General features: G+C 55.5%; 27 protein-coding genes and 2 pseudogenes. 25 read left to right on the forward strand and 4 right to left on the reverse strand.

Annotated elements, in window-relative coordinates:
* Positions 1-177: 177 nt before the first annotated feature.
* A complete protein-coding gene (gene rimO / locus D3879_RS18895; protein WP_119955790.1) occupies positions 178-1,503 on the forward strand; it encodes a 30S ribosomal protein S12 methylthiotransferase RimO in 1,326 nt (441 codons plus the stop codon).
* Between the two features lie 125 nt (positions 1,504-1,628).
* Here the strand turns inward: rimO and D3879_RS18900 are convergent.
* Positions 1,629-2,708 (reverse strand): annotated as a pseudogene (locus D3879_RS18900) (IS1182 family transposase); the annotation flags it as partial.
* Positions 2,709-2,740: 32 nt separating this feature from the next.
* Here D3879_RS18900 and D3879_RS18905 point away from each other — a divergent pair.
* The 4 genes and pseudogenes from D3879_RS18905 to D3879_RS27215 form a co-directional block, all read left to right on the forward strand.
* Positions 2,741-2,884 (forward strand): annotated as a pseudogene (locus D3879_RS18905) (transposase); the annotation flags it as partial.
* Between the two features lie 154 nt (positions 2,885-3,038).
* Positions 3,039-3,398, forward strand: a complete 360-nt coding sequence (locus D3879_RS18910) for a thiol-disulfide oxidoreductase DCC family protein (RefSeq protein ID WP_119955791.1) — start codon at positions 3,039-3,041, stop codon at positions 3,396-3,398.
* Positions 3,399-3,770: 372 nt separating this feature from the next.
* Positions 3,771-4,067: a BRO-N domain-containing protein gene (locus D3879_RS27210; RefSeq protein ID WP_238474282.1), complete on the forward strand. Its 297-nt coding sequence runs from the start codon at positions 3,771-3,773 to the stop codon at positions 4,065-4,067.
* A gap of 60 nt (positions 4,068-4,127) precedes the next feature.
* Complete coding sequence (locus D3879_RS27215) at positions 4,128-4,274, forward strand: hypothetical protein (RefSeq protein ID WP_238474283.1); 147 nt, start codon at positions 4,128-4,130, stop codon at positions 4,272-4,274.
* A gap of 83 nt (positions 4,275-4,357) precedes the next feature.
* Here D3879_RS27215 and D3879_RS27930 read toward each other — a convergent pair whose 3' ends face one another.
* Complete coding sequence (locus D3879_RS27930) at positions 4,358-4,492, reverse strand: phage integrase N-terminal SAM-like domain-containing protein (RefSeq protein ID WP_420800935.1); 135 nt, start codon at positions 4,490-4,492, stop codon at positions 4,358-4,360.
* A 146-nt stretch (positions 4,493-4,638) separates the two neighbouring features.
* On the opposite strand from D3879_RS27930, the gene D3879_RS18925 reads away from it, so the two are divergent.
* From D3879_RS18925 to tsaA, 19 genes are all read left to right on the forward strand, one after another.
* Entirely contained in the window at positions 4,639-5,400 is a 762-nt protein-coding gene (locus D3879_RS18925; protein WP_119955792.1) for a hypothetical protein, read from the forward strand.
* Positions 5,401-5,503: 103 nt separating this feature from the next.
* On the forward strand, positions 5,504-6,064 hold the full coding sequence (locus tag D3879_RS26360; protein WP_147411186.1) for a winged helix-turn-helix domain-containing protein: 561 nt from the start codon (positions 5,504-5,506) through the stop codon (positions 6,062-6,064).
* A 936-nt stretch (positions 6,065-7,000) separates the two neighbouring features.
* Complete coding sequence (locus tag D3879_RS18935; protein ID WP_218567846.1) at positions 7,001-7,459, forward strand: GNAT family N-acetyltransferase; 459 nt, start codon at positions 7,001-7,003, stop codon at positions 7,457-7,459.
* Positions 7,460-7,497: 38 nt separating this feature from the next.
* Positions 7,498-7,821: a DUF2834 domain-containing protein gene (locus tag D3879_RS18940; protein WP_119955793.1), complete on the forward strand. Its 324-nt coding sequence runs from the start codon at positions 7,498-7,500 to the stop codon at positions 7,819-7,821.
* A gap of 114 nt (positions 7,822-7,935) precedes the next feature.
* The gene (locus D3879_RS18945) at positions 7,936-8,475 is read left to right on the forward strand and encodes a cysteine hydrolase family protein (protein ID WP_119955794.1); all 540 of its coding nucleotides are present in this window, start codon (positions 7,936-7,938) and stop codon (positions 8,473-8,475) included.
* Between the two features lie 86 nt (positions 8,476-8,561).
* Positions 8,562-8,774, forward strand: coding sequence for a hypothetical protein (locus D3879_RS26365; protein ID WP_147411188.1), 213 nt, complete (start codon positions 8,562-8,564; stop codon positions 8,772-8,774).
* A gap of 84 nt (positions 8,775-8,858) precedes the next feature.
* Positions 8,859-9,284: a hypothetical protein gene (locus D3879_RS18955; protein WP_119955796.1), complete on the forward strand. Its 426-nt coding sequence runs from the start codon at positions 8,859-8,861 to the stop codon at positions 9,282-9,284.
* A 95-nt stretch (positions 9,285-9,379) separates the two neighbouring features.
* On the forward strand, positions 9,380-9,883 hold the full coding sequence (locus tag D3879_RS18960) for an anthrone oxygenase family protein (RefSeq protein ID WP_119955797.1): 504 nt from the start codon (positions 9,380-9,382) through the stop codon (positions 9,881-9,883).
* Between the two features lie 106 nt (positions 9,884-9,989).
* The gene (locus D3879_RS18965) at positions 9,990-10,430 is read left to right on the forward strand and encodes an anthrone oxygenase family protein (protein ID WP_119955798.1); all 441 of its coding nucleotides are present in this window, start codon (positions 9,990-9,992) and stop codon (positions 10,428-10,430) included.
* 67 nt (positions 10,431-10,497) lie between these two features.
* A complete protein-coding gene (locus tag D3879_RS18970) occupies positions 10,498-10,809 on the forward strand; it encodes a cupin domain-containing protein (protein WP_119955799.1) in 312 nt (103 codons plus the stop codon).
* A gap of 67 nt (positions 10,810-10,876) precedes the next feature.
* Positions 10,877-11,335, forward strand: a complete 459-nt coding sequence (locus D3879_RS26370; RefSeq protein ID WP_147411190.1) for a DUF6714 family protein — start codon at positions 10,877-10,879, stop codon at positions 11,333-11,335.
* Positions 11,336-11,444: 109 nt separating this feature from the next.
* On the forward strand, positions 11,445-11,867 hold the full coding sequence (locus tag D3879_RS18975) for a VOC family protein (RefSeq protein WP_119955800.1): 423 nt from the start codon (positions 11,445-11,447) through the stop codon (positions 11,865-11,867).
* Between the two features lie 73 nt (positions 11,868-11,940).
* The gene (locus tag D3879_RS18980; protein WP_119955801.1) at positions 11,941-12,360 is read left to right on the forward strand and encodes an LIC_13387 family protein; all 420 of its coding nucleotides are present in this window, start codon (positions 11,941-11,943) and stop codon (positions 12,358-12,360) included.
* Between the two features lie 114 nt (positions 12,361-12,474).
* On the forward strand, positions 12,475-13,185 hold the full coding sequence (locus tag D3879_RS18985; RefSeq protein WP_119956355.1) for an rRNA pseudouridine synthase: 711 nt from the start codon (positions 12,475-12,477) through the stop codon (positions 13,183-13,185).
* Positions 13,186-13,245: 60 nt separating this feature from the next.
* Complete coding sequence (locus D3879_RS18990) at positions 13,246-13,707, forward strand: YehS family protein (RefSeq protein ID WP_119955802.1); 462 nt, start codon at positions 13,246-13,248, stop codon at positions 13,705-13,707.
* A gap of 137 nt (positions 13,708-13,844) precedes the next feature.
* Positions 13,845-14,615 carry an SDR family oxidoreductase gene (locus tag D3879_RS18995; protein ID WP_119955803.1) on the forward strand — a complete coding sequence of 257 codons (771 nt, stop codon included), beginning with the start codon at positions 13,845-13,847 and terminating at the stop codon, positions 14,613-14,615.
* A gap of 356 nt (positions 14,616-14,971) precedes the next feature.
* Positions 14,972-15,607: a DUF1326 domain-containing protein gene (locus D3879_RS19000; protein WP_119955804.1), complete on the forward strand. Its 636-nt coding sequence runs from the start codon at positions 14,972-14,974 to the stop codon at positions 15,605-15,607.
* Between the two features lie 2 nt (positions 15,608-15,609).
* Positions 15,610-16,422 carry a DUF2182 domain-containing protein gene (locus D3879_RS19005; protein WP_238474284.1) on the forward strand — a complete coding sequence of 271 codons (813 nt, stop codon included), beginning with the start codon at positions 15,610-15,612 and terminating at the stop codon, positions 16,420-16,422.
* A gap of 60 nt (positions 16,423-16,482) precedes the next feature.
* Positions 16,483-17,175, forward strand: a complete 693-nt coding sequence (gene tsaA / locus D3879_RS19010; protein ID WP_119956356.1) for a tRNA (N6-threonylcarbamoyladenosine(37)-N6)-methyltransferase TrmO — start codon at positions 16,483-16,485, stop codon at positions 17,173-17,175.
* Between the two features lie 124 nt (positions 17,176-17,299).
* Here the strand turns inward: tsaA and D3879_RS19015 are convergent, their stop codons facing one another.
* On the reverse strand, positions 17,300-17,605 hold the full coding sequence (locus D3879_RS19015; RefSeq protein WP_119955806.1) for a putative quinol monooxygenase: 306 nt from the start codon (positions 17,603-17,605) through the stop codon (positions 17,300-17,302).
* A gap of 60 nt (positions 17,606-17,665) precedes the next feature.
* Between D3879_RS19015 and D3879_RS19020 the strand changes: the two genes are divergently transcribed.
* Entirely contained in the window at positions 17,666-18,076 is a 411-nt protein-coding gene (locus tag D3879_RS19020; RefSeq protein ID WP_119955807.1) for a VOC family protein, read from the forward strand.
* 102 nt (positions 18,077-18,178) lie between these two features.
* Here the strand turns inward: D3879_RS19020 and fpr are convergent, their stop codons facing one another.
* On the reverse strand, positions 18,179-18,958 hold the full coding sequence (gene fpr, locus D3879_RS19025) for a ferredoxin-NADP reductase (RefSeq protein ID WP_119955808.1): 780 nt from the start codon (positions 18,956-18,958) through the stop codon (positions 18,179-18,181).
* Positions 18,959-19,047 lie beyond the last annotated feature (89 nt).

Raw genomic sequence — 19,047 nt, forward strand, 5'->3', positions numbered from 1 at the left:
TTATACCTGATTATCCCTGCCCTAAGAAGCCGGCGTAGTGCTCGACCGGTCGCACTGAGCATAGCTAACTGGCATCTGCTGGACGGAGGCTGGTCAAGCGCGCGGCCTGCCGCTAGAATTGCGCACTTTTTGATCAGAGGCGCCGCAAGCGTCCATCTACAAAGCCTGAGGTTATCCATGTCCACCGCCGCCACGCCGAAAGTCGGCTTCGTTTCCCTGGGTTGCCCGAAAGCCCTGGTCGACTCCGAACGCATCCTGACTCAGCTGCGCATGGAAGGTTACGAGGTCGTCGCCACCTATCAGGACGCCGACGTGGTGGTGGTCAACACCTGTGGTTTCATCGACACCGCCAAGGCTGAATCGCTGGAAGTGATCGGTGAAGCCATCGCCGAAAACGGCAAAGTCATCGTCACCGGCTGCATGGGCGTGGAAGAAAGCGCGATCCGCAACGTACACCCCAGCGTACTGGCCGTCACCGGCCCGCAGCAGTATGAACAAGTGGTCAACGCCGTTCACGATGCCGTGCCGCCGAAACTCGATCACAACCCGCTGATCGACCTGGTGCCACCGCAAGGTATCAAGCTCACCCCGCGCCACTACGCCTACCTGAAGATTTCCGAAGGCTGCAACCACAGTTGCAGCTTCTGCATCATCCCGTCGATGCGCGGCAAGCTGGTCAGCCGCCCGGTCGGCGACGTCTTGGGCGAGGCCGAGCGCCTGGTCAAAGCCGGCGTCAAGGAGCTGCTGGTGATCTCCCAGGACACCAGCGCCTACGGCGTCGACGTGAAATACAAAACCGACTTCTGGAACGGCCAGCCGGTGAAAACCCGCATGCTGGAGCTGTGCGAGGCTCTCAGCACACTCGGTGTCTGGGTGCGCCTGCACTACGTCTACCCGTACCCCAACGTCGACGATGTGATCCCGCTGATGGCCGCCGGCAAGATCCTGCCGTACCTGGACATCCCCTTCCAGCATGCCAGCCCAAAAATCCTCAAAGCCATGAAACGCCCGGCTTTCGAAGACAAGACCCTGGCGCGCATCAAGAAATGGCGCGAACAGTGCCCGGAGCTGATCATCCGCTCCACCTTCATCGTCGGTTTCCCCGGCGAAACCGAAGAAGACTTCCAATACCTGCTCGACTGGCTGACCGAAGCCCAGCTCGACCGCGTCGGCTGCTTCCAGTACTCCCGAGTGGAAGGCGCGCCCGCCAACCTGCTGGACAGCCACGTACCGGATGAGGTCAAACAGGACCGTTGGGATCGCTTCATGGCCCACCAACAAGCCATCAGCGCCGCCCGTCTGCAATTGAAAGTCGGCAAGGAAATCGAAGTACTGATCGACGAAGTCGACGAACAAGGCGCCGTCGGCCGCTGCTTCTTCGACGCCCCGGAAATCGACGGCAACGTCTACGTCGACAGCGACCAAGACCTCAAGCCCGGCGACAAAGTCTGGTGCCGCGTCACCGACGCCGACGAGTACGACCTCTGGGCCGAAACGCTCTAAATATGCACATAGAAACGCCCCGCACTTCAGGCTGTGCGAAAACGTACTAATGGTTGACCAAGCAAACGCCCCGACTGGTTCGGGGCGTTTTGCTGTGTGCGGACCCAGGGGAGAAAAAGGCTGTATCAGCCCATCAATCCGATGAGGTGGCGTGCGCCGAGCACGTTGATCGCTCTTTTGAGGTTATAGGCCTGTACCGCTAAGGCCATTTCGGTTCGTGCTCCCTTCAATTGGCGAAGCAGGAAGCGACCATTACCAAATAGCCATTGTTTGAGGTTGCCAAATGGATGCTCGACGATGGACCGCCTACTCGCCATCATCTCGGGCTGCGCCTGCAGCCGCTGCTCCATTCGCTCAAAGGCCGCCTCGTGGGCATGGCGTCTCAGGTAGCGACGCTGGGCGTTGGTGCACTGTGCCTTGAGCGGGCAAGCGCTGCAGTCGCTGATCGCCGCGTGGTAGATACGCTCCCCGCGATTCAGTTGCTTGAGCGTCAGCAACTTGCCTGCCGGACAGCGGTACTGGTCGCTCTCTGCGTCGTAAGTGAAATCACTTCGCTCGAACAGCTGCGTATCACCACCCTGGTTGTTAACTGCCCGGTTGGGCGGCACATAGGCGGTAATGCCGGCATCTTCGCATGCCTGGAACTGCTCGCCGTTGGAGTAACCGGCATCGGCAGTGACCGTCAGCACATCCTGCTGCAACTCGGACTGGGCGGCTTTAGCCATCGGCTCGAGCTGCTGGGTATCGTTGCCGTCCTGTGTGACCTCGTGATGCACGATCAGGCAATGCTCGGCGTCCACAGCTGTTTGCACGTTGTAAGCGACGCGCCCACCCCGAGGGGTACGCATCATCCGGGCATCGCTCTCGGTGGTGATGAATTGCTCAAGCTCCAGGGCCTGCATCAGTGCTTGGCAAGTCAGGTTGTCGGCCTGTTTGGCTTGCAGTCGCTCCAGCGCCGTTTTTACCGCACTACGGTCAACGGCCTCATTGGCTTCGGACTTGTCCGCCTCATCCAGCTCCGCCAGGTACTGGGCGATACGCTTATCCAGCTTCTCTTGCTGACGCTTGAGCTTCTTCAGATCCACATGCCGACGCGCTGAGGCCACGGCCTTGAATTTGCTGCCATCGATGGCCACCAACTCTCCGGCGATCAGCCCGGCTTGACGGCAAAACTGCACGAAGGCCCGACAGGTCGCGCTGAACGAGCCACGTAGGCATCGATCACACGGACCAGATGGTCAAGCTGTACCTGTATGGCTATTTCCAACGCATCCGCTCCTCCCGACGCCTCGAAGCTGAATGCCTGCGCAACGTCGAAGTCATGTGGTTGCTCAATCGGCTCAAGCCGGACTTCAAGACCATCGCCGATTACCGCAAGGACGCGGTTCTGCGTCAGGGCCTCACGGAAACGATCAAAGCTTCAGTAGGGCGGGTGCAACCCGCGCGACAAATCCAGCTAGAAGCGCGGGTTGCACCCGCCCTACAAGGCTCTACATCGCTAAACTCTTCCTTATACCCTCACCCTGGGCCACCCCATGGCCAAGCTCAAGGTCTACTACGACGGCACCTGCCCGCGCTGCGTCGCCGATCGTCGCCGCTACCAGACATTCAGCACTGATGGCGACGACTCCGTGGAATGGTTGGATATCAGCGGGCGCGACGAAGAGCTGCGGCGGATCGGCATCGACCCCTACCAGGCCCTGACCGAACTGCATGTGCAGGACGAACAGGGACGCATCCACCGCGAACTCGACGCCTATATCCTGTTGCTGGCACGCACCCGCCACCTCAAGCCCCTCGCCTGGCTGCTCGGCCTGCCCGGGCTGAAGCCGATACTTTCCTGGACCTACCGACACTGGGTGCTACGCCGACTAAGGCACAGCGGCAGGCTCTGACAGAGCCTGCCAGCTATGAATGAGCCCGAGGGTGTAGATCATCTGGCTTCCATATAGGCATGACCCAAGAGCTTGCCCTTCCACTCCACCCCACCTATCCTGCGCCGGCCTCGGTAAATCCCGTGGCCGGGTTTGACAGCCCGAACCAACATTGGCGCGATTGCGCCAGCAGGTGCATGCGAAAACGGTGAACGTTTTTGTAGGCATCGATACGCATGCAGTTTTGACTGCAATGCTTTATGGCAGATCGCGCGGGGAGACCCTCGTGGTCTGCCGGTTTCAATGTTGCCGGTCTGTCAACCTCGCGCGATCTGCCACCCTTCGACTGACAGCGAATGGTGGTGGCTTTCAACTCAACATTGGAGCTTCACCATGCATGACGCATACATCCCCCCTACTTTTCTTCGCTACAACCGCCCTCTTCGCGGACTGATGATCGACAACCAACCCTGGTTCGCTGCTCGCGATTTCGGACTATTGATAGGTCATCGCCACCCGGAACGTATCTGCCGGCTGGCAGACGACGACCAACTCAGAACCGTGCATTTCGCCCAGGCAAGCGGTGATGAGGAAGTGGTAGAAATGATCAGCGAATCCGCCATCTACCGGGCGTTCTACCGGTTCAGCCATCCGGAACTTCGCGGCCTGCGCCGCTGGCTGACCCATTAAGTCATCCCCACTCTGCGCGATGCACGACCCCCCGACATACCCTCGCCACGGCGCACGCTGATGACGTGGGACACGCGGCGGATCAGCCTGCTGGAATGGCAGGGCAAGTTATGGATACCGCTGAATGAGCTGCCCCACTTCAGCCAACCCGACGATAACCACCAACGGCCGGTGCGACCGGGCTTCCTGCCGCGCTGGATGCGTTGACAACATCAAAAAAACTCTGCGCACAGCAAGATCCAAAAGAAACACCCCAACCTCAGCCACCCCCTCTCGACGGGGTGGCGATACTAATGAAAGCGTATGAACTGCTTAACCCACTCGCAATAGACGCGCTCAGTGCGAATCGAGTAGTGTTTCAAGCGAATTTGATCACGCAGCTGATCGAGCAGCTTGGGCGTTCCGTCCATGGTGCATAACTCCATTCAGCGGTCACCCGACCGCCACAATGCCCCGCCTAGACAGGGATAGACGAGAGGACAAGGAATGTTATCCACCACGTCCGTAAAAGCGTTATTACACCATTTGGTGTCTATTTATAGTTAGCTTCACTTAGCAGGGAACGCGCCGTATGCCACAAGAGCAGTGTTATATGTGTCACAAGGTGGCAACCTCTGTTGAGCATGTGCCACCAAAGTGCTTATTTCCTGAGCTTAAGGATTCAGGAAAGGATCTTAGAATCAATTTAATCACCGTCCCCTCATGCGAGGATCACAATGGAAAAAAATCGCATGACGATGAGTTTCTGATGGTTAGCATCGCAGGAATAATTGGAAACAACTCTATCGGCTACCAGCATTACAACGGGAAAATTCAGAGAGCATTAAAAAGAACATCATACAAGCTGCTGGAAAAAGTATTCCTACGAAAAGAAATTCTGAGAATTGGGGATGAGAATAAATTTCTTGAGCTGCTTTGGGGCACTCCCGATCATAAAAGGCTAATAGATTGCTTCACGCATATCGCCTACGGAATACACCGCCATCACTACAAGCAAAATTTTAATGGCATCGTAAAACCATACCTCGGCTTTCTTTATACAAAAGAGCAAAATCCAAAAGCATTCAAAGCTTTCCTCAAAGACAAGGCAAGTATTGAATTGGCCGACCAGCCAAAATATGGCGACAACCCAGAGGTTTTTTATTATCAATTTACCGGCGTTGATAATTTCGGTCTCTTTCTAGGCAGGCTTTGCTTTTATCAAAACGTTGATGTTTATATTTCCTATCAGCCAGCAGAAGCGCAAACACCATACCACCTCGGCTTTGACCTTATGAATCGAGGGATAAAAACCATTATCAAGCTTGGTGACAAAGAGTATGAGTTCAACTAAAGCTAACACGCTGTTCAAGGCCGTTCGCTTCGCTCACTCGGGACGGGCTAAAGCCCGCCCCTTAACCTGACCGTTATGTACTTGTTGGACAAAGGAGTGGCCATTGAAAATCTATTACGTTGACGCTGAGAATATTGGCTTGAGCATGCTGGACGAACTGACAATTTCAGTTCTAGATAGAGTTTTTGTTTTTACAAATTCTGAAAGCCTGAAATCTGCATGCGCCAATGCCCTTCTTACTTGCGTTAGTGGCTATCCGAGCGGGCAGAACCAAGCAGATTTTCACATAATTGCGCACCTATCAAAGATACTCGGGTATCTCTCCAAGGCAGAGAAAAAAGCACTTGAATTTATACTTTGTTCAAAAGATCTAAGTTTATGGAAAGCTTTCGAATTTCAGTGCTCGCTTTCTGGCGTAAAACCAAACAACCCATACATTGGCCTTGAGCCAGAAAAAACTGATGTAGTAGTTGCGCTCGACACATCAATAGAAGCAAAAATCCTTAAATTGATGGCACAACCAATTACTGCGGTTGAAATACAAGAAAAATTAAATATCTCAAAGTCAGAATTTACTACATCGTTCAATAGCCTTATAAGTGCCGGTAAAATTCAGCGTCAACCAAACGCAAAGAAAAAGTGGCTTCGCGTTGCAAGAACATAACAATGCGCTGAAATCGCTCACTTCGTTCGATGGGACGGCGTTCCGCCGCCCATTAGCTTAATCGTTATGCATATCGAGGTATAGATGGGAGTCTCTAATCCATATAAAAGAACTGCACGAATTTTTACTGACGGAAGCTACTCAAACTCTGGAAAGTGGATGTATGTACACCACAAGGATTACGCAGACTCGCCAAGCAATTTTATTAGGGGATTCCTGCTCATTCAAAAGGACATCCTTGAACTTTTCGATTACGTTGAGCCATCAGACGCCAATCTAAAAACACACTCACACCGCATTCATGAGTTACTTCTTAGAACATGCGTTGAAATTGAAGCTAATTGCAAAGCAATTCTCAGAGAGAATGGCTACTCAAAATCAGGGAATTGAAACATTGACGATTACAAGAAAATTGAGCAGAGCCACTACCTCTCTCAGTACAAAATAAAAGTTCCCAATTGGCTTGGAAGTCAATCAATTAGAAGTCCATTCCTTCCTTGGACCACTCTCAGCCCTCTCCCATGGTACCAAGCATACAACCACACAAAGCACGATCGACATATCAACTTTCACGAGGCCAACTTCGAAAATCTTATCGATGCAACTTCTGCACTTTCAGCCATAATTGCATCACAGTTTATAGATAATGATTTTTCGCCTGCAGGTATAAGTCTCGGCCTTAATCCAGGCATACCAAGCGACGGTTTTGAACCCAGTGTTGGTGGGTTTTTCAGAGTACAATATCCAACCAATATACCGCCTTCAGCAATGTACGACTTTGAACATAAAGATATTGATTTTAATGTAGATATATTTCAGACATTCATATATCAATGAAGGCATAACAATTGGTACTCAAAGCGCTCACTTCGTTCGCTGGGACGGCGCATGCGCGCGGCCCCTTAGCTAAACGTTATGTCTTTAGGAGAGCCAACATTGGTCGAAGGATATAGAATTAGCACTAACCATGAAGATATGGACTTAACCGTGATTCATGGTTTCATTTCTCAATCATATTGGGCCAGTAATATTCCAGTGGAGACAATGCGACGCGCTATTGAAAATTCATTGTGCTTCGGGATTTTCTCAAACTCTGGAGGGCAAGTAGGTTTTGCTCGCATGATTACCGATACAGCGACTTTTGCTTATTTAGCCGATGTTTTTGTGCTTGAAGAGCACCAAGGCAAGGGGTTGAGTAAATGGTTAATGAAAGTGATATTAGAGTACCCTGAGTTGCAAGGTCTCCGCCGTATGGTTCTGGCGACAAAAGATGCTCACGGCTTGTACGAACAATTTGGTTTTAAGGCACTGGCCAATCCACAAACCTTTATGGAGATTATAGTGCCTAATATATACACCAAACATAACCATATAATCCACGCGACAAGCGCGTGATTGCGGCGTTAGGCATCATCAAAACCAAGGAGGGAAAAATGAAAAAAGTCACACTACCGCTCGTTACCTTGATCGCGTTTTCCGCATACACAATTTCCGTCATGCTTAACGCAGAGCAGTCCTTGATTCAGTTCGGCATCCAACTCATGTCCAGCCCTGACACGGCGCAAGTAGTGATTGATCTTTACATTCTTGCTGCGCTCTCGTGCGTCTGGATGTACAGCGACGCCAAAGCGCGAGGAAAATCTATCGGATATCTGGCACCGTACTTTGCAATAACAGCAATTTTTGTCTCTATCGGGCCACTTCTCTATATCGTTGTAAAAGCTTTTTCAAAAGAGAGCGTCGTGCAAAATGCATAACAAGTCGCTCAACCTCGCTCACTCCGTTCGCTGGACAGTCAAAAGCTACGCTTTTGCCTGCCGGTTGGCTTAATCGTTAGGCCCCATACATCCACAGCCCACGAGTTCTTTACCATGAATACAGCACTACTTGTCATTGACGTCCAGCAGGGTCTATGCGAAGGCGAACACGACGCTTTTGAGTCACAGCAAGTCATCGCTCGAATCAACAAGGTCTCCGAGAAGGCGCGTGCTGCAGGTGCAGTTGTGATCTTCATACAGCACGAGTCCAAATCTGGATACCTTGAGTTTGGAACAGATGCATGGCAACTTGCCCATGGCCTTCACGTTGAGCCAACCGACTTATGCATTCGAAAGACCACCCCAGATTCTTTCCATCGCACGGAGTTGGAGGGGGTTCTTACACAGCATGCTGTTGCCAATCTTGTAATCTGCGGAATGCATACGGAGTTCTGTGTAGACACAACCACTCGTAGGGCGCTGGCGCTCGGTTACCCGGTTGTCCTGGTAGAGGACGCGCATACGACGGAGGGCAACGAGCATTTGTCTGCAGCCCAAATTATTCGGCACCACAATGACACGCTTACAAACATCCGTAGTTTCGGGCCTAGAGTTCGCGCTATCTCCACTGAGAACTTGCGCATTGGGGCCTAACCCTTCCATCGAGTGGACCTCCTGCGGCCTCCGTCAGCCGCTCACGTCAAACGTTAGGCGGTAAAAGCAAATAACAAGGTGCGCGCATGGAAGTTACGCAACCCAATCATAAAATTCGCTTTCTTTCCGGCGCTCCGTGTCGTCGTGAAGAATCCGGCCCGCAACATCTGCTTAGCTCTCGCCGTCACACCGCATGCACCCGCTTCAACCTTATGGGACTGCGCACACTTATAGATCATTTACACAACAAGCAATTCAACAAAAAGCATCCCGCACTTGATAATCCATGGGCATTGTAATCCCTAACAAGCAGTTCAAGTCGTTCGCTTCGCTCACTGGGACCGCGTTTCGCGACCCCTTAACCTGAACGTCAGGAACCAAATATGACCTTGAGAATACTGGTTACACTAGGCGTGCTCATTTACGGGCTTGTAGTCCCGATTCTCGAAATAAACTCTACCCATGTATTTAATCCTGAATGGCCACCACATGCCCGGCTACATGAGGTATGGCAGCTGGTAACCAACACAGCAATAGGAGTGTTTTGCCTGTGGCACGCTTGGGGGAAAGATAACGTACGTTTACCAAGCGCATTGGCACTTTTCATTACAGGCGGCTTTTTAGTCGCCTATGCTATTCAAAGCAGGTACGGTGGTTCCATGGTTCTGTCGGATGGAACGGAAAAAACCATTATGGGACTCAACCTAGGCGTGGTCGCGTTTGGTGTCGTAGCAATTTTTTCTGTGGCCACGATCATTCTAGACAGTCACCAAAGATCCAAAGCACATCAGCGGGTGTACGGCTCCTAACATACGGTTCAAGTCGTTCGCTTCGCTCGCAGGGACCGCGTACCGCGGCCCCTTAACCTAATCGTTAAGCGCCCCACCACTCTAAGGCCAAGCGCATGCCGTTACTCGACGAACTGCTATTCCTCTTGACCCTCTTCGCAGCACTGGGCTGCGGGGTGATGGCCGGGCTGTTCTTTGCCTTCTCGAACTTCGTGATGAAGGCCCTTGCTCGCCTCCATCCGGAAAGCGGCATTGCGGCCATGCAATCCATCAACGTTGCAGTTCTCAATCCATTGTTCCTGTCCCTCTTCCTCGGTACCGCCGCAGCTTGTCTGCTCCTTGTCATTTACTCGCTCACGCGTTGGCAGAGCTCAGGCACCCTCTGCATTGTGGCTGGAAGCGGACTCTATCTCCTCGGCAACTTCGTCGTGACGATAGCCTGCAACGTGCCACGGAATGATGCTTTAGCACGAGTTGACGCTTCGAACTCCGAAACCGTCGGCACCTGGCGCGACTATGTCCTCAGTTGGACGAGGTGGAACCACGTAAGGACAATCACTGCGCTTGCGGCGGCAGCATTGCTCACGATTGCTCTTTGTCAGTTGCGCACTGTCGGTTGAGGCAAACGAGGGCGCGAACTTGAACGGAACGCCTGCCCCGTCCATCGAGCAGTAGCCACCAGCAAGCCGCTCATATCAGACGTCAGGCCACGAAGGAGCGCGGTTTATGCTTCAAATAGTGCAGTTTTTAGCCACATTCTGTACGTCAATATTTGCCGGCGCCGCCATCTACATCACTGTCGCAGAGCATCCTGCGCGCATGCTCGGAGACACCCGTTCTGCTTTGACGCAATGGGCTCCAAGCTATAAGCGGGCCACGCTTATGCAGGCTCCGCTGGCCTTGGTCGGGCTTGTCACTTCCGTTGCTGCCTGGTGGTTAGGAGCCGGCGCGTGGTGGCTCGTCGCCGGCCTCTTGATAGGCGCTGTCGTGCCATTCACGCTGATTGCTGTCATGCCCACCAACCGCAAGTTGCTGGCGACTGACCGCGATGCAGCGTCCGCCGAAACGCGCATCTTGCTTGATCGTTGGGGCAAGCTCCACGCAATACGGAGCGTTTTGAGCCTTCTCGCGACAGCATTGTTGCTGTGGCAGTTGTGCGCGACTTAACAGTTCATTCCAGCCGAAGCCGCTTCGCGGCGCGGCTTAATTCAGGCGTTAGACGCAACCACAAACCATGAAGATAATTCGCAGCAAAGAGTTCACCGCTGAACGTGCATGGGGAGCAGTCGACATTGCTAATATGCACGGCATTACTACTCGCCTTCACTGGACGGACCAGCCTTATAAGTGGCACATAAATGATGGTGAGGAAGTCTTTACAGTCCTCGATGGCAGGGTGGAGATGCGCTATCGAGAAAATGGTGTCGAGCAGTCAAGTATTCTTGAGGTCGGCGATATTTTCTATGCATCAATAGGCACAGAACATGTCGCGCACCCAATCGGCATTGCGAGAATCCTTGTGATCGAATGTGAGGGTAGTGTCTAACAATGCGTATATCGACTCTCCCCGCAAGTGGCCACCCCTTAGCTTGATCGTTGGGTGTCACCAAGCCATGAACTACCCCACACTTGTTTCTGAAGTCTTTTCCGCGTTTTCTGTCGAGTCTGCCGCTGTACCCTCGGTCACACTTCGCGCGGGAAACGCTCTTGACGATTACAGCGAGCCAACGAACTTCGATCCATGTGCGGACGTGATTTCGGACGCCTATCTGGAGCAGTACCACTGGGGCATCGGGTATCTCGATCCAGCATCTTGGCGTCACTACCTGCCCCACCTTATCGAGTACGCCGTTCGGCATGTGCAAGTAGGCAGCGGTGTCATAGATAGCTTGCTGAATTCTTTACGGCCGCCTGATCGCGACCCTCCGCGGTTAGCGTCGCTTTCGGCACAACAAGAGGCAGCCGTCACCCGTTTTTTGGACTTTTTGGCTTTCTCGCCAGAGTCGGCACAAATAGGGCTTGCTTGCCAAGTGCTTGAGGAGTGGTGGGTGCCCGGCGCACTTTATCGATAGGCCGCTGGATGACGCCCATCAAGCCGTTCAAGTCGTTCGCTTCGCTCACTGGAGCATCGATAGACTGCCCCTCTCAGCTTAATCGTTATACCTCATGGGGGGATCACGCATGAAAGCTCGAGTTACTGTCATTACCATTGGCGTCGACGACTTGGAGAGGTCGCTTCGTTTCTATCGCGATGGCCTTGGCTTGAAGACGGAAGGCATTATTGGCAAGGAGTTTGAGCACGGAGCAGTGGCCTTCTTTGACTTGCAGGGCGGTTTGAAGCTTGCGATCTGGCCGCGCCAGAGTCTTTCCTATGATTCTGGCATTCCGCTAAGCAGCCCAAGCCCTACCGAATTCACCCTCGGTCATAACGTCTCGTCAAAAGCAGAAGTCGACGCGGTTATGGAGCAGGCGAAAAATGCAGGCGCCGTAATCGTCAAGCCTGCTGCTGACACCTTTTGGGGCGGTTACGCCGGCTACTTTCAAGATCCTGATCAGCATCTGTGGGAGGTCGTATGGAATCCCCAATTAGCAGTCCAGGATTGAGGCATAACAATTCATTCCGGCAGGTGCCTTCGGCGTCGCTGAATTCAGGCGTTAAGCCAAGGGAGTCATCGCATTGAGCACACTTCCACCTTTGCTCATTGCTGCCAGCGCAGCGATCATTCTGCTGCTTGGCCTCATCCACCTTTTGTACACCTTCTATGGTTCTAAACTGCTGCCGCGCGACCGTGAACTACTAGCGCGCATGCAGGAGGTGTCGCCTGTAATCACGCGCGAAACAACCATGTGGAAGGCCTGGATCGGCTTCAACGCTAGCCACAGCTACGGCGCAATCCTGTTCGGCGGCGTGTATGGCTATCTATCCCTGGTGCACAGTGCGTTCTTGTTCCAGTCCACCTTCCTTCTATCCCTCGGGTTGCTACTGCTTTTCGGCTACGTCTTCTTGGGCAAACGCTATTGGTTCAGCATTCCGTTTCGCGGCATCCTTTTGGCCACTTCCCTTTATGTCCTCGCGCTCCTCATCAACTGGGCCTAGGTTCTGTAGGGGCCTTCGGCAACGCAAAGCCATCCAGCAGGTTTATTCCGGGTCGCAGGTATTAACCTGGCCTGGGCGGTTACAATGGTCGCCCTCTCCTTCACGGCCCTTGTCATGACAGACCCCATTCGCCTCTCCAAACGCCTTGTCGAGCTGGTCGGCTGCTCTCGCCGGGAGGCGGAGCTGTACATTGAAGGTGGCTGGGTCACGGTTGACGGCGAGGTGGTCGAGGAGCCGCAGTTCAAGGTACAGGAACAGAAAGTCGAACTGCTCCCGGATGCCGTGCTAAGCAAAGCCGAACCCGTCACCTTGCTGCTGCACCAGCCACCAGCGCCTGACTCCAGCACGGCGTTGCAGTTAATCAGCCCCGCTACGCTGTCGGTTGAACACCGCTACGGCACTCGTCCACTAAAAGGCCACTTTGTGCGGCTGAGCCCGACTGCGGCATTGCAAGCGGATGCAGGCGGCTTGCTGGTGTTTACTCAGGATTGGCGCGTGTTGCGCAAGCTGACCGACGATGCGGCCAAACTCGAGCAGGAGTACATCGTTGAGGTGGCTGGCGAGATCGCCGAGCACGGGCTCAACCGGCTCAACCACGGCTTGACCTACAAGGGTTACGTTCTGCCGCCGGTGAAGGCCAGTTGGCAGAACGAAACCCGCCTACGCTTTGCCCTGAAGAACCCGCAGCCTGGCCAGATCGCGCGCATGTGCGCCAGCGTCGGGCTTACGGTCATCAGCATGAAGCGCATCCGCATCGGCGGCGTCTCCATGGGCAAATTGCAGCCAGGACAATGGCGTTATTTGGCGGCGACCGAGAAGTTCTAATCCCGCGCTTGCTGACAGTGCTGCGGCGCTGTCTCTTTATGAATTAATCAGGACACCACAATGATCAATAACGATGTATTGCGCAGCGTGCGCTACATGCTCGACATCAGCGACGCGAAGATCGTCGAGATCATCAAGCTCGCGGATTACGACGTTCAGCTAAGCGATGTCAGCGCTTTCCTGAAGAAAGATGAAGAAGACGGTTATGCCGATTGCAGCGATGAAGTGATGGCGCACTTCCTCGATGGTCTGGTTTTCCATAAGCGTGGCAAGGACGAAAGTCGCCCGGCGCATCCGATGGAGTTGCCGGTCACCAACAACATGGTGCTGAAAAAGCTTCGCGTGGCCTTCGAGCTGAAAGAAGACGACATGCACGCCATCCTGCAAGCCGCTGATTTTCCGGTCTCCAAACCGGAGCTGAGCGCGCTATTTCGCAAGTTTGGCCACAGCAACTACCGCACCTGTGGCGATCAGTTGCTGAGAAACTTCCTCAAGGGCCTGACCCTGCGCATCCGCGGCTAAGCAACTCGCATCTCGATGGGGGGACGGCTTAGCCACCACCCTCCTGCGCATGGCCGTGCATTCCCAAGCGCAATAGTGCCTCCGCGATCCCCTCTCGACGATTAGGGTACCTCCACCCATTGCTCAGAGGACTCGCCATGCACCCTTACTTCTCCCTGCAAGGCCGCACGGCCTTGGTCACCGGCGGTACCCGTGGCATCGGCAAGATGATTGCCAAGGCTTTCGTCGAGGCCGGCGCCACGGTGTATGTCTGCGCCCGCGATGCCGAGGCCTGCACGCTCACCGCAACCGAACTGTCTGCCTTCGGCAAGTGCCACGGCATTTCGGCCAACTTGGCCAGTGAGGAAGCCATAGAGGCGCTGGCGGCGCAACTGAGCAGCGAAATCGGCCAGTTGGATATCCTGGTGAACAACGCCGGCACTACCTGGGGCGCGCCTCTGGAAAGCTATCCGGTGAAGGGCTGGGAAAAGGTCATGCAACTGAACGTCACCTCAGTGTTCAGTTGCATCCAGCACTTGCTGCCGCTGCTACGCAAGGCCGGCTCGGCGGAGAACCCAGCGCGAATCATCAATATCGGCTCGGTGGCGGGGATTTCCTCCTTCGGCGAAGACGCCTACGCCTACGGTCCCAGCAAGGCGGCGCTACACCAGCTGTCGCGGATACTCGCCCGCGAGCTGGTCACTCAGCACATCAACGTCAACGTCATCGCCCCCGGGCGCTTCCCAAGCAAGATGACCAGCCATATCGCCAAGGATGCCGAGGCGCTGGCCGAAGACACCGCAATGATCCCGATGAAGCGCTGGGGCCGTGAAGAAGAGATGGCTGCACTGGCCATCAGCCTGGCGAGCACCGCCGGGGCGTACATGACCGGCAACATCATCCCCATCGACGGTGGTTTCAGCCTCTGAGAACCTGTTCAATATCTGCTGCGCTTGGCCATGCTGCGTTGAAAACAGGCTCGGAATGCTCATTTACCACTCGTAAACTCCGCTTCCTCGCCTGTTCTTGTTATGCCTTGTGACCCACATGGATGTGGGGAATGCCGCTACCCGTAGGGAACGGGTGCGGCCCTGACCTGCGCTCGCGACGATCTTGAACAGGTTTTGAGGTGCGCCTGCCGCCTACGCCGTGCGGCGGCGGGCAAAAGCCGTTCAGGCCTTGAGCCCTTGGTCGGCTGCTGCTGCCCCATACCCCGGCTCTGCTAGCGTTACTTGATGGGGGTAGCGCGACCTCTCGCACTAGAAAAGCGAGAAGGAGGTTAGTCATGAGCATGGCAGACTGGCATTTACAGGGGATCGAATTCGCCTCCTGCAACTGCAACTGGGGCTGCCCGTGCCAATTCAGCGCCCTTCCCACCCACGGCAATTGCGAAGCCGTGGTTTCGATGCGGGTACAGCACGGACACTTCAACGATATATCACTGGATGATCTGTGTTGGGTTGGCACTTTCGCCTGGCCCGGCGCCATCCATGAAGGCAATGGCCGTTGCCAGGTGTTTATCGAGGACAAAGCCTCACCTGCGCAACGCGAGGCACTCCTGACCATCCTTTCCGGCGAGGAGACGGAACCCGGCGCCACTGTGTTCCAGGTGTTCAGTAGCACCATCACCGAAATGTACGAACCGCAGTTCGTGCCAATCGAGTTCTCGGTCGACATGGCCAGCCGCCAAGCGCACACGCGGATCCCTGGCGTGCTGGAGGTGACCGGTGAACCGATCCGCAATCCCGTCACCGGCGAGCCGCAGGAAGCCCGCTTGATCCTGCCCAACGGCTTCGAATTCACCGAGGCGGAAATGGCCAGCGGCAGTTATCGGACCCACGGCGCCATCAAGATCAGTTCGAAGCAGAGCCATGGGCACTTCGCCAAGCTGCATTTCACCGGTCAGGGAGTGGTGCGCTGAAGGTGCTCCGGTTATCCGAGGGGGTGGCTGAAAGAGCCCAGCGCTTATGGCCATTGCGTAAGGAGCAGTGGCTGTTGTTGTTTTGCCTGTTGGCACTGACCGGCCTGGCTTGGCTGGCGTTGCGGCGGCTGGCAAGCGGTATGGCCGCTCCAGGTGGCATGGCGGATATGGCCATGGCCGGCATGCCGATGCCCTGGAGCTTGGGCGATGCTTTGCTGATGTTCGCCATGTGGGTGGTGATGATGATCGGCATGATGCTGCCCAGCGCCCTGCCGATGATGCTGATGTACCAGCTGATGCTGCGCAAACGCCTGCCAAACGCACAGCGACGCTGGGCCCTGACGCTGTTTTGCCTGGCCTATGTACTGGTCTGGAGTGGCTTCAGCCTGCTCGCCACCTTGCTGCAATGGAGCCTGGAGCAGCTCACCCTGCTCAGCCCAGACATGCGCGGCAGCCCCATGCTCGCCGCTGGCCTGTTGCTGGCTGCCGGCACTTATCAACTGTTACCCACTAAAGCAGCTTGCCTGGAACGCTGCCGTGGACCGCTGCATTTCTTGCTGGCGTACTGGCGCCCTGGCGTGCGTGGTGGCTGGCGCATGGGCCTGGCCCACGGCCTGTACTGCCTGGGCTGCTGCTGGGCACTGATGGGCTTGCTGTTCGTTGGCGGGGTAATGAACCTGCTGTGGGTCGCAATGATCGGCGGCTATGTCCTGCTCGAAAAGACCTTGCCTGGCGGGCGCGGGTTCAGCCGTCTGAGTGGTTTGCTGCTGCTCGGTTGGGGAGCGCTCCTGCTGCTTGGCCGAGTGCACGCATGAGCGCTGGCCAAGCGCCCGTGCACAGGTATGATGGCGCGGTTCCTGGCCAGTCTGATTCCCATGTCCTACTCGGTTTCCCCCATCGGTTTCGTCCGCTCCTGTTTCAAGGAGAAATTTGCCATTCCGCGCCAGCCACAATTGGCGCCGGCCGCGCGTGGCGTGCTGGAGCTGGTGCCACCATTCGATCAAGCCGAAGCCATCGAAGGCCTGGAGCAGGTCAGCCATGTCTGGCTGCTGTTCCTCTTTCATCAGGCGCTGGAAGACAAACCACGATTGAAAGTACGCCCGCCGCGCCTCGGTGGGAATCAATCGCTCGGGGTGTTCGCCACCCGTTCGACGCACCGACCCAATGGCATCGGTCAGTCGGTGGTCAAGCTCGAGCGGGTCGAACCCGGCAAACTCTGGCTGTCCGGTATCGACCTGCTGGACGGCACGCCAGTGCTGGATATCAAACCCTATGTACCCTATGCCGACCGGCTCGATACGGCCTTCAACCGGATTGCCGACGCGGCGCCGCAGCTGATTGCCGTGGAGTGGGCTGACGCTGCGCTAGCTCAGGCCCGCGCACAGGCGCTGCGCCTCGGCGAGCCGCTGGTCGAGTTGATCGAGCAGTGTCTGGCGCAAGACCCGCGCCCGGCTTATCAGTTGCCAGATCCCTCACGTCGCTACGGCACCCGCCTGTGGGATGTGGAGGTACGCTGGCATTATCCCGAGCCAACGCGCATCTGCGTGGTGGAAGTGCTGGACGCCTGAGCAGCGGCAGGCACATTCTGCGCCCATTCATAGAGCAAAGCAGACGCGGAGCGTCTCAGGCTGCGTTCCCACGCTGAGCGTGGGAACGATCAAAAAATGCATGCCCCTCTACAGCGTTACCCCATCAACTGCGCGCTGGATTAAGCGCCAGTACATCGGCCTCTATCACCTCCTGGCTGACGATCAGTGGATTCACCACCGGCCGGCTGGCGAGAAAGTGCGCTGTCAGCATATGCGCCTCAAACGCCGCCTCGTCGGTGTAAACCTCATAGAGATAAAGCAGATCCGGATCGCTGCGATCACGCAGCACGTCGAACGCCAGGCAGCCTGGCTCATCGCGCACAGAGGCGGCGGCGTTGATGCGCATGGCGGCCATAAAGGCCTCGAAGCTGTTGGGCTTTAGCTGGGTCTTGAGAATCAGGCAGTACACAGAGCTATCCTTTTTGTCTTATATTCTCGCCAAATTGTATACAAATTGGAGTACAAGAAAATGCTCAGCCGCCCCAGCCAGCTTAACGGCCTACGTCACCTGGCCCTCTTGGTACCGAATCTAGAAGCCTGCGAGCGCTTTTATGTCGAGATACTCGGCATGCAAGTGCTGCACCGTGCCAATGAAGACTTGGTGTACCTGACCTGCGGCAACGACAACCTCTCCCTCGGCCGCGCCTATGCCGAGAGCAGCGGCGTGCAAGCGGTTGATCACTACGGTTTTATCGTCGACAGCGTTGAAGAGTTAGAAGCCTGGTATCAGTATCTGAAGGCACAGGGCGTCACCCTGCTTGACCGCCCCTTCGATCACGGCGATGGCGCACGCAGCTTTCATCTGCTCGACCCCGCCGGCAACAAGGTACAGCCGATCTATCACCCGGCGCTGTCCGGCCAGCGTTTAAGCCACATCTAAGAGCTGGCTGCAAATTGGCTCCGCCCGCCGAATTGAAAACAGCGTCTACCCAGACACAAAAAAGCCCGCCAAAAGGCGGGCTTTTCAGGTAGCGCAAGCGGCTTACTTCTCGACGAAAGCACGTTCGATCAAGTAATCACCCGGCTCGCCCATGCGGGCAGAGATTTTCAGACCGAAGCTGTCCAGCACTTCGCTGGTCTCATCGAGCATGCTCGGGCTACCGCAGATCATCGCGCGGTCGTCCTGCGGGTTGATCGGTGGCAGGCCGATGTCGCTGAACAGCTTGCCGCTGCGCATCAGGTCGGTCAGCCGCCCCATGTTCTCGAATTCCTCACGGGTCACCGTGGGGTAATAGATCAGCTTTTCTTTCAGCGCGTCACCAAAGAATTCGTTCTGCGGCAGGTGCTCGGTGATGAATTCCCGGTACGCCACTTCGTTCACGTAGCGCACGCCGTGAATCAGGATGACCTTCTCGAAACGCTCGTAGGTTTCCGGGTCCTGGATCACACTCATGAACGGCGCCAGACCAGTGCCGGTGCTGAGCAGGTAGAGGTGTTTGCCCGGCAGCAGGTCATCCAACACCAGGGTGCCGGTCGGCTTGCGGCTGACCATCAGCTCATCGCCTGGCTTCAGGTGTTGCAGTCGCGAGGTCAACGGGCCGTCCTGAACCTTGATGCTGAAGAACTCCAGATGCTCTTCGTAGTTCGGGCTGGCGATCGAGTAAGCACGCATCAGCGGGCGCCCGTTCTCTTGCTGCAGACCGATCATCACAAACTGGCCGTTCTCGAAACGCAGGCCAGGATTGCGAGTGGTCTTGAAGCTGAACAGGGTATCGTTCCAATGGTGGACGCTGAGCACACGCTCTACGTTCAGATTGCTCATGCAGGCTTCCTCGGAAAGTCGCTCACACCCGACGGGTGCAGTTGCGCGGCATTTTAAGGGCGGCCACAATATCTGTTAAGTGAATTATT

The organism is Pseudomonas cavernicola (assembly GCF_003596405.1).
Classification (GTDB): Bacteria; Pseudomonadota; Gammaproteobacteria; order Pseudomonadales; family Pseudomonadaceae; genus Aquipseudomonas; species Aquipseudomonas cavernicola.

Coding starts and splice junctions, on each gene's coding strand:
- D3879_RS18995 (WP_119955803.1), top strand. CDS start 13,845: ATGCACCCTTACTTCTCCCTGCAAGGCCGCACGGCCTTGGTCACCGGC.
- fpr (WP_119955808.1), bottom strand. CDS start 18,958: ATGAGCAATCTGAACGTAGAGCGTGTGCTCAGCGTCCACCATTGGAAC.
- D3879_RS18975 (WP_119955800.1), top strand. CDS start 11,445: ATGAAAGCTCGAGTTACTGTCATTACCATTGGCGTCGACGACTTGGAG.
- D3879_RS26370 (WP_147411190.1), top strand. CDS start 10,877: ATGAACTACCCCACACTTGTTTCTGAAGTCTTTTCCGCGTTTTCTGTC.
- D3879_RS18925 (WP_119955792.1), top strand. CDS start 4,639: ATGCCACAAGAGCAGTGTTATATGTGTCACAAGGTGGCAACCTCTGTT.
- D3879_RS27210 (WP_238474282.1), top strand. CDS start 3,771: ATGCATGACGCATACATCCCCCCTACTTTTCTTCGCTACAACCGCCCT.
- D3879_RS18940 (WP_119955793.1), top strand. CDS start 7,498: ATGAAAAAAGTCACACTACCGCTCGTTACCTTGATCGCGTTTTCCGCA.
- D3879_RS18955 (WP_119955796.1), top strand. CDS start 8,859: ATGACCTTGAGAATACTGGTTACACTAGGCGTGCTCATTTACGGGCTT.
- D3879_RS19020 (WP_119955807.1), top strand. CDS start 17,666: ATGCTCAGCCGCCCCAGCCAGCTTAACGGCCTACGTCACCTGGCCCTC.
- D3879_RS18970 (WP_119955799.1), top strand. CDS start 10,498: ATGAAGATAATTCGCAGCAAAGAGTTCACCGCTGAACGTGCATGGGGA.
- D3879_RS18965 (WP_119955798.1), top strand. CDS start 9,990: ATGCTTCAAATAGTGCAGTTTTTAGCCACATTCTGTACGTCAATATTT.
- D3879_RS26365 (WP_147411188.1), top strand. CDS start 8,562: ATGGAAGTTACGCAACCCAATCATAAAATTCGCTTTCTTTCCGGCGCT.
- D3879_RS18945 (WP_119955794.1), top strand. CDS start 7,936: ATGAATACAGCACTACTTGTCATTGACGTCCAGCAGGGTCTATGCGAA.
- D3879_RS18910 (WP_119955791.1), top strand. CDS start 3,039: ATGGCCAAGCTCAAGGTCTACTACGACGGCACCTGCCCGCGCTGCGTC.
- D3879_RS18960 (WP_119955797.1), top strand. CDS start 9,380: ATGCCGTTACTCGACGAACTGCTATTCCTCTTGACCCTCTTCGCAGCA.
- D3879_RS27215 (WP_238474283.1), top strand. CDS start 4,128: ATGACGTGGGACACGCGGCGGATCAGCCTGCTGGAATGGCAGGGCAAG.
- D3879_RS18985 (WP_119956355.1), top strand. CDS start 12,475: ATGACAGACCCCATTCGCCTCTCCAAACGCCTTGTCGAGCTGGTCGGC.
- tsaA (WP_119956356.1), top strand. CDS start 16,483: ATGTCCTACTCGGTTTCCCCCATCGGTTTCGTCCGCTCCTGTTTCAAG.
- D3879_RS18990 (WP_119955802.1), top strand. CDS start 13,246: ATGATCAATAACGATGTATTGCGCAGCGTGCGCTACATGCTCGACATC.
- D3879_RS27930 (WP_420800935.1), bottom strand. CDS start 4,492: ATGGAGTTATGCACCATGGACGGAACGCCCAAGCTGCTCGATCAGCTG.
- D3879_RS19000 (WP_119955804.1), top strand. CDS start 14,972: ATGAGCATGGCAGACTGGCATTTACAGGGGATCGAATTCGCCTCCTGC.
- rimO (WP_119955790.1), top strand. CDS start 178: ATGTCCACCGCCGCCACGCCGAAAGTCGGCTTCGTTTCCCTGGGTTGC.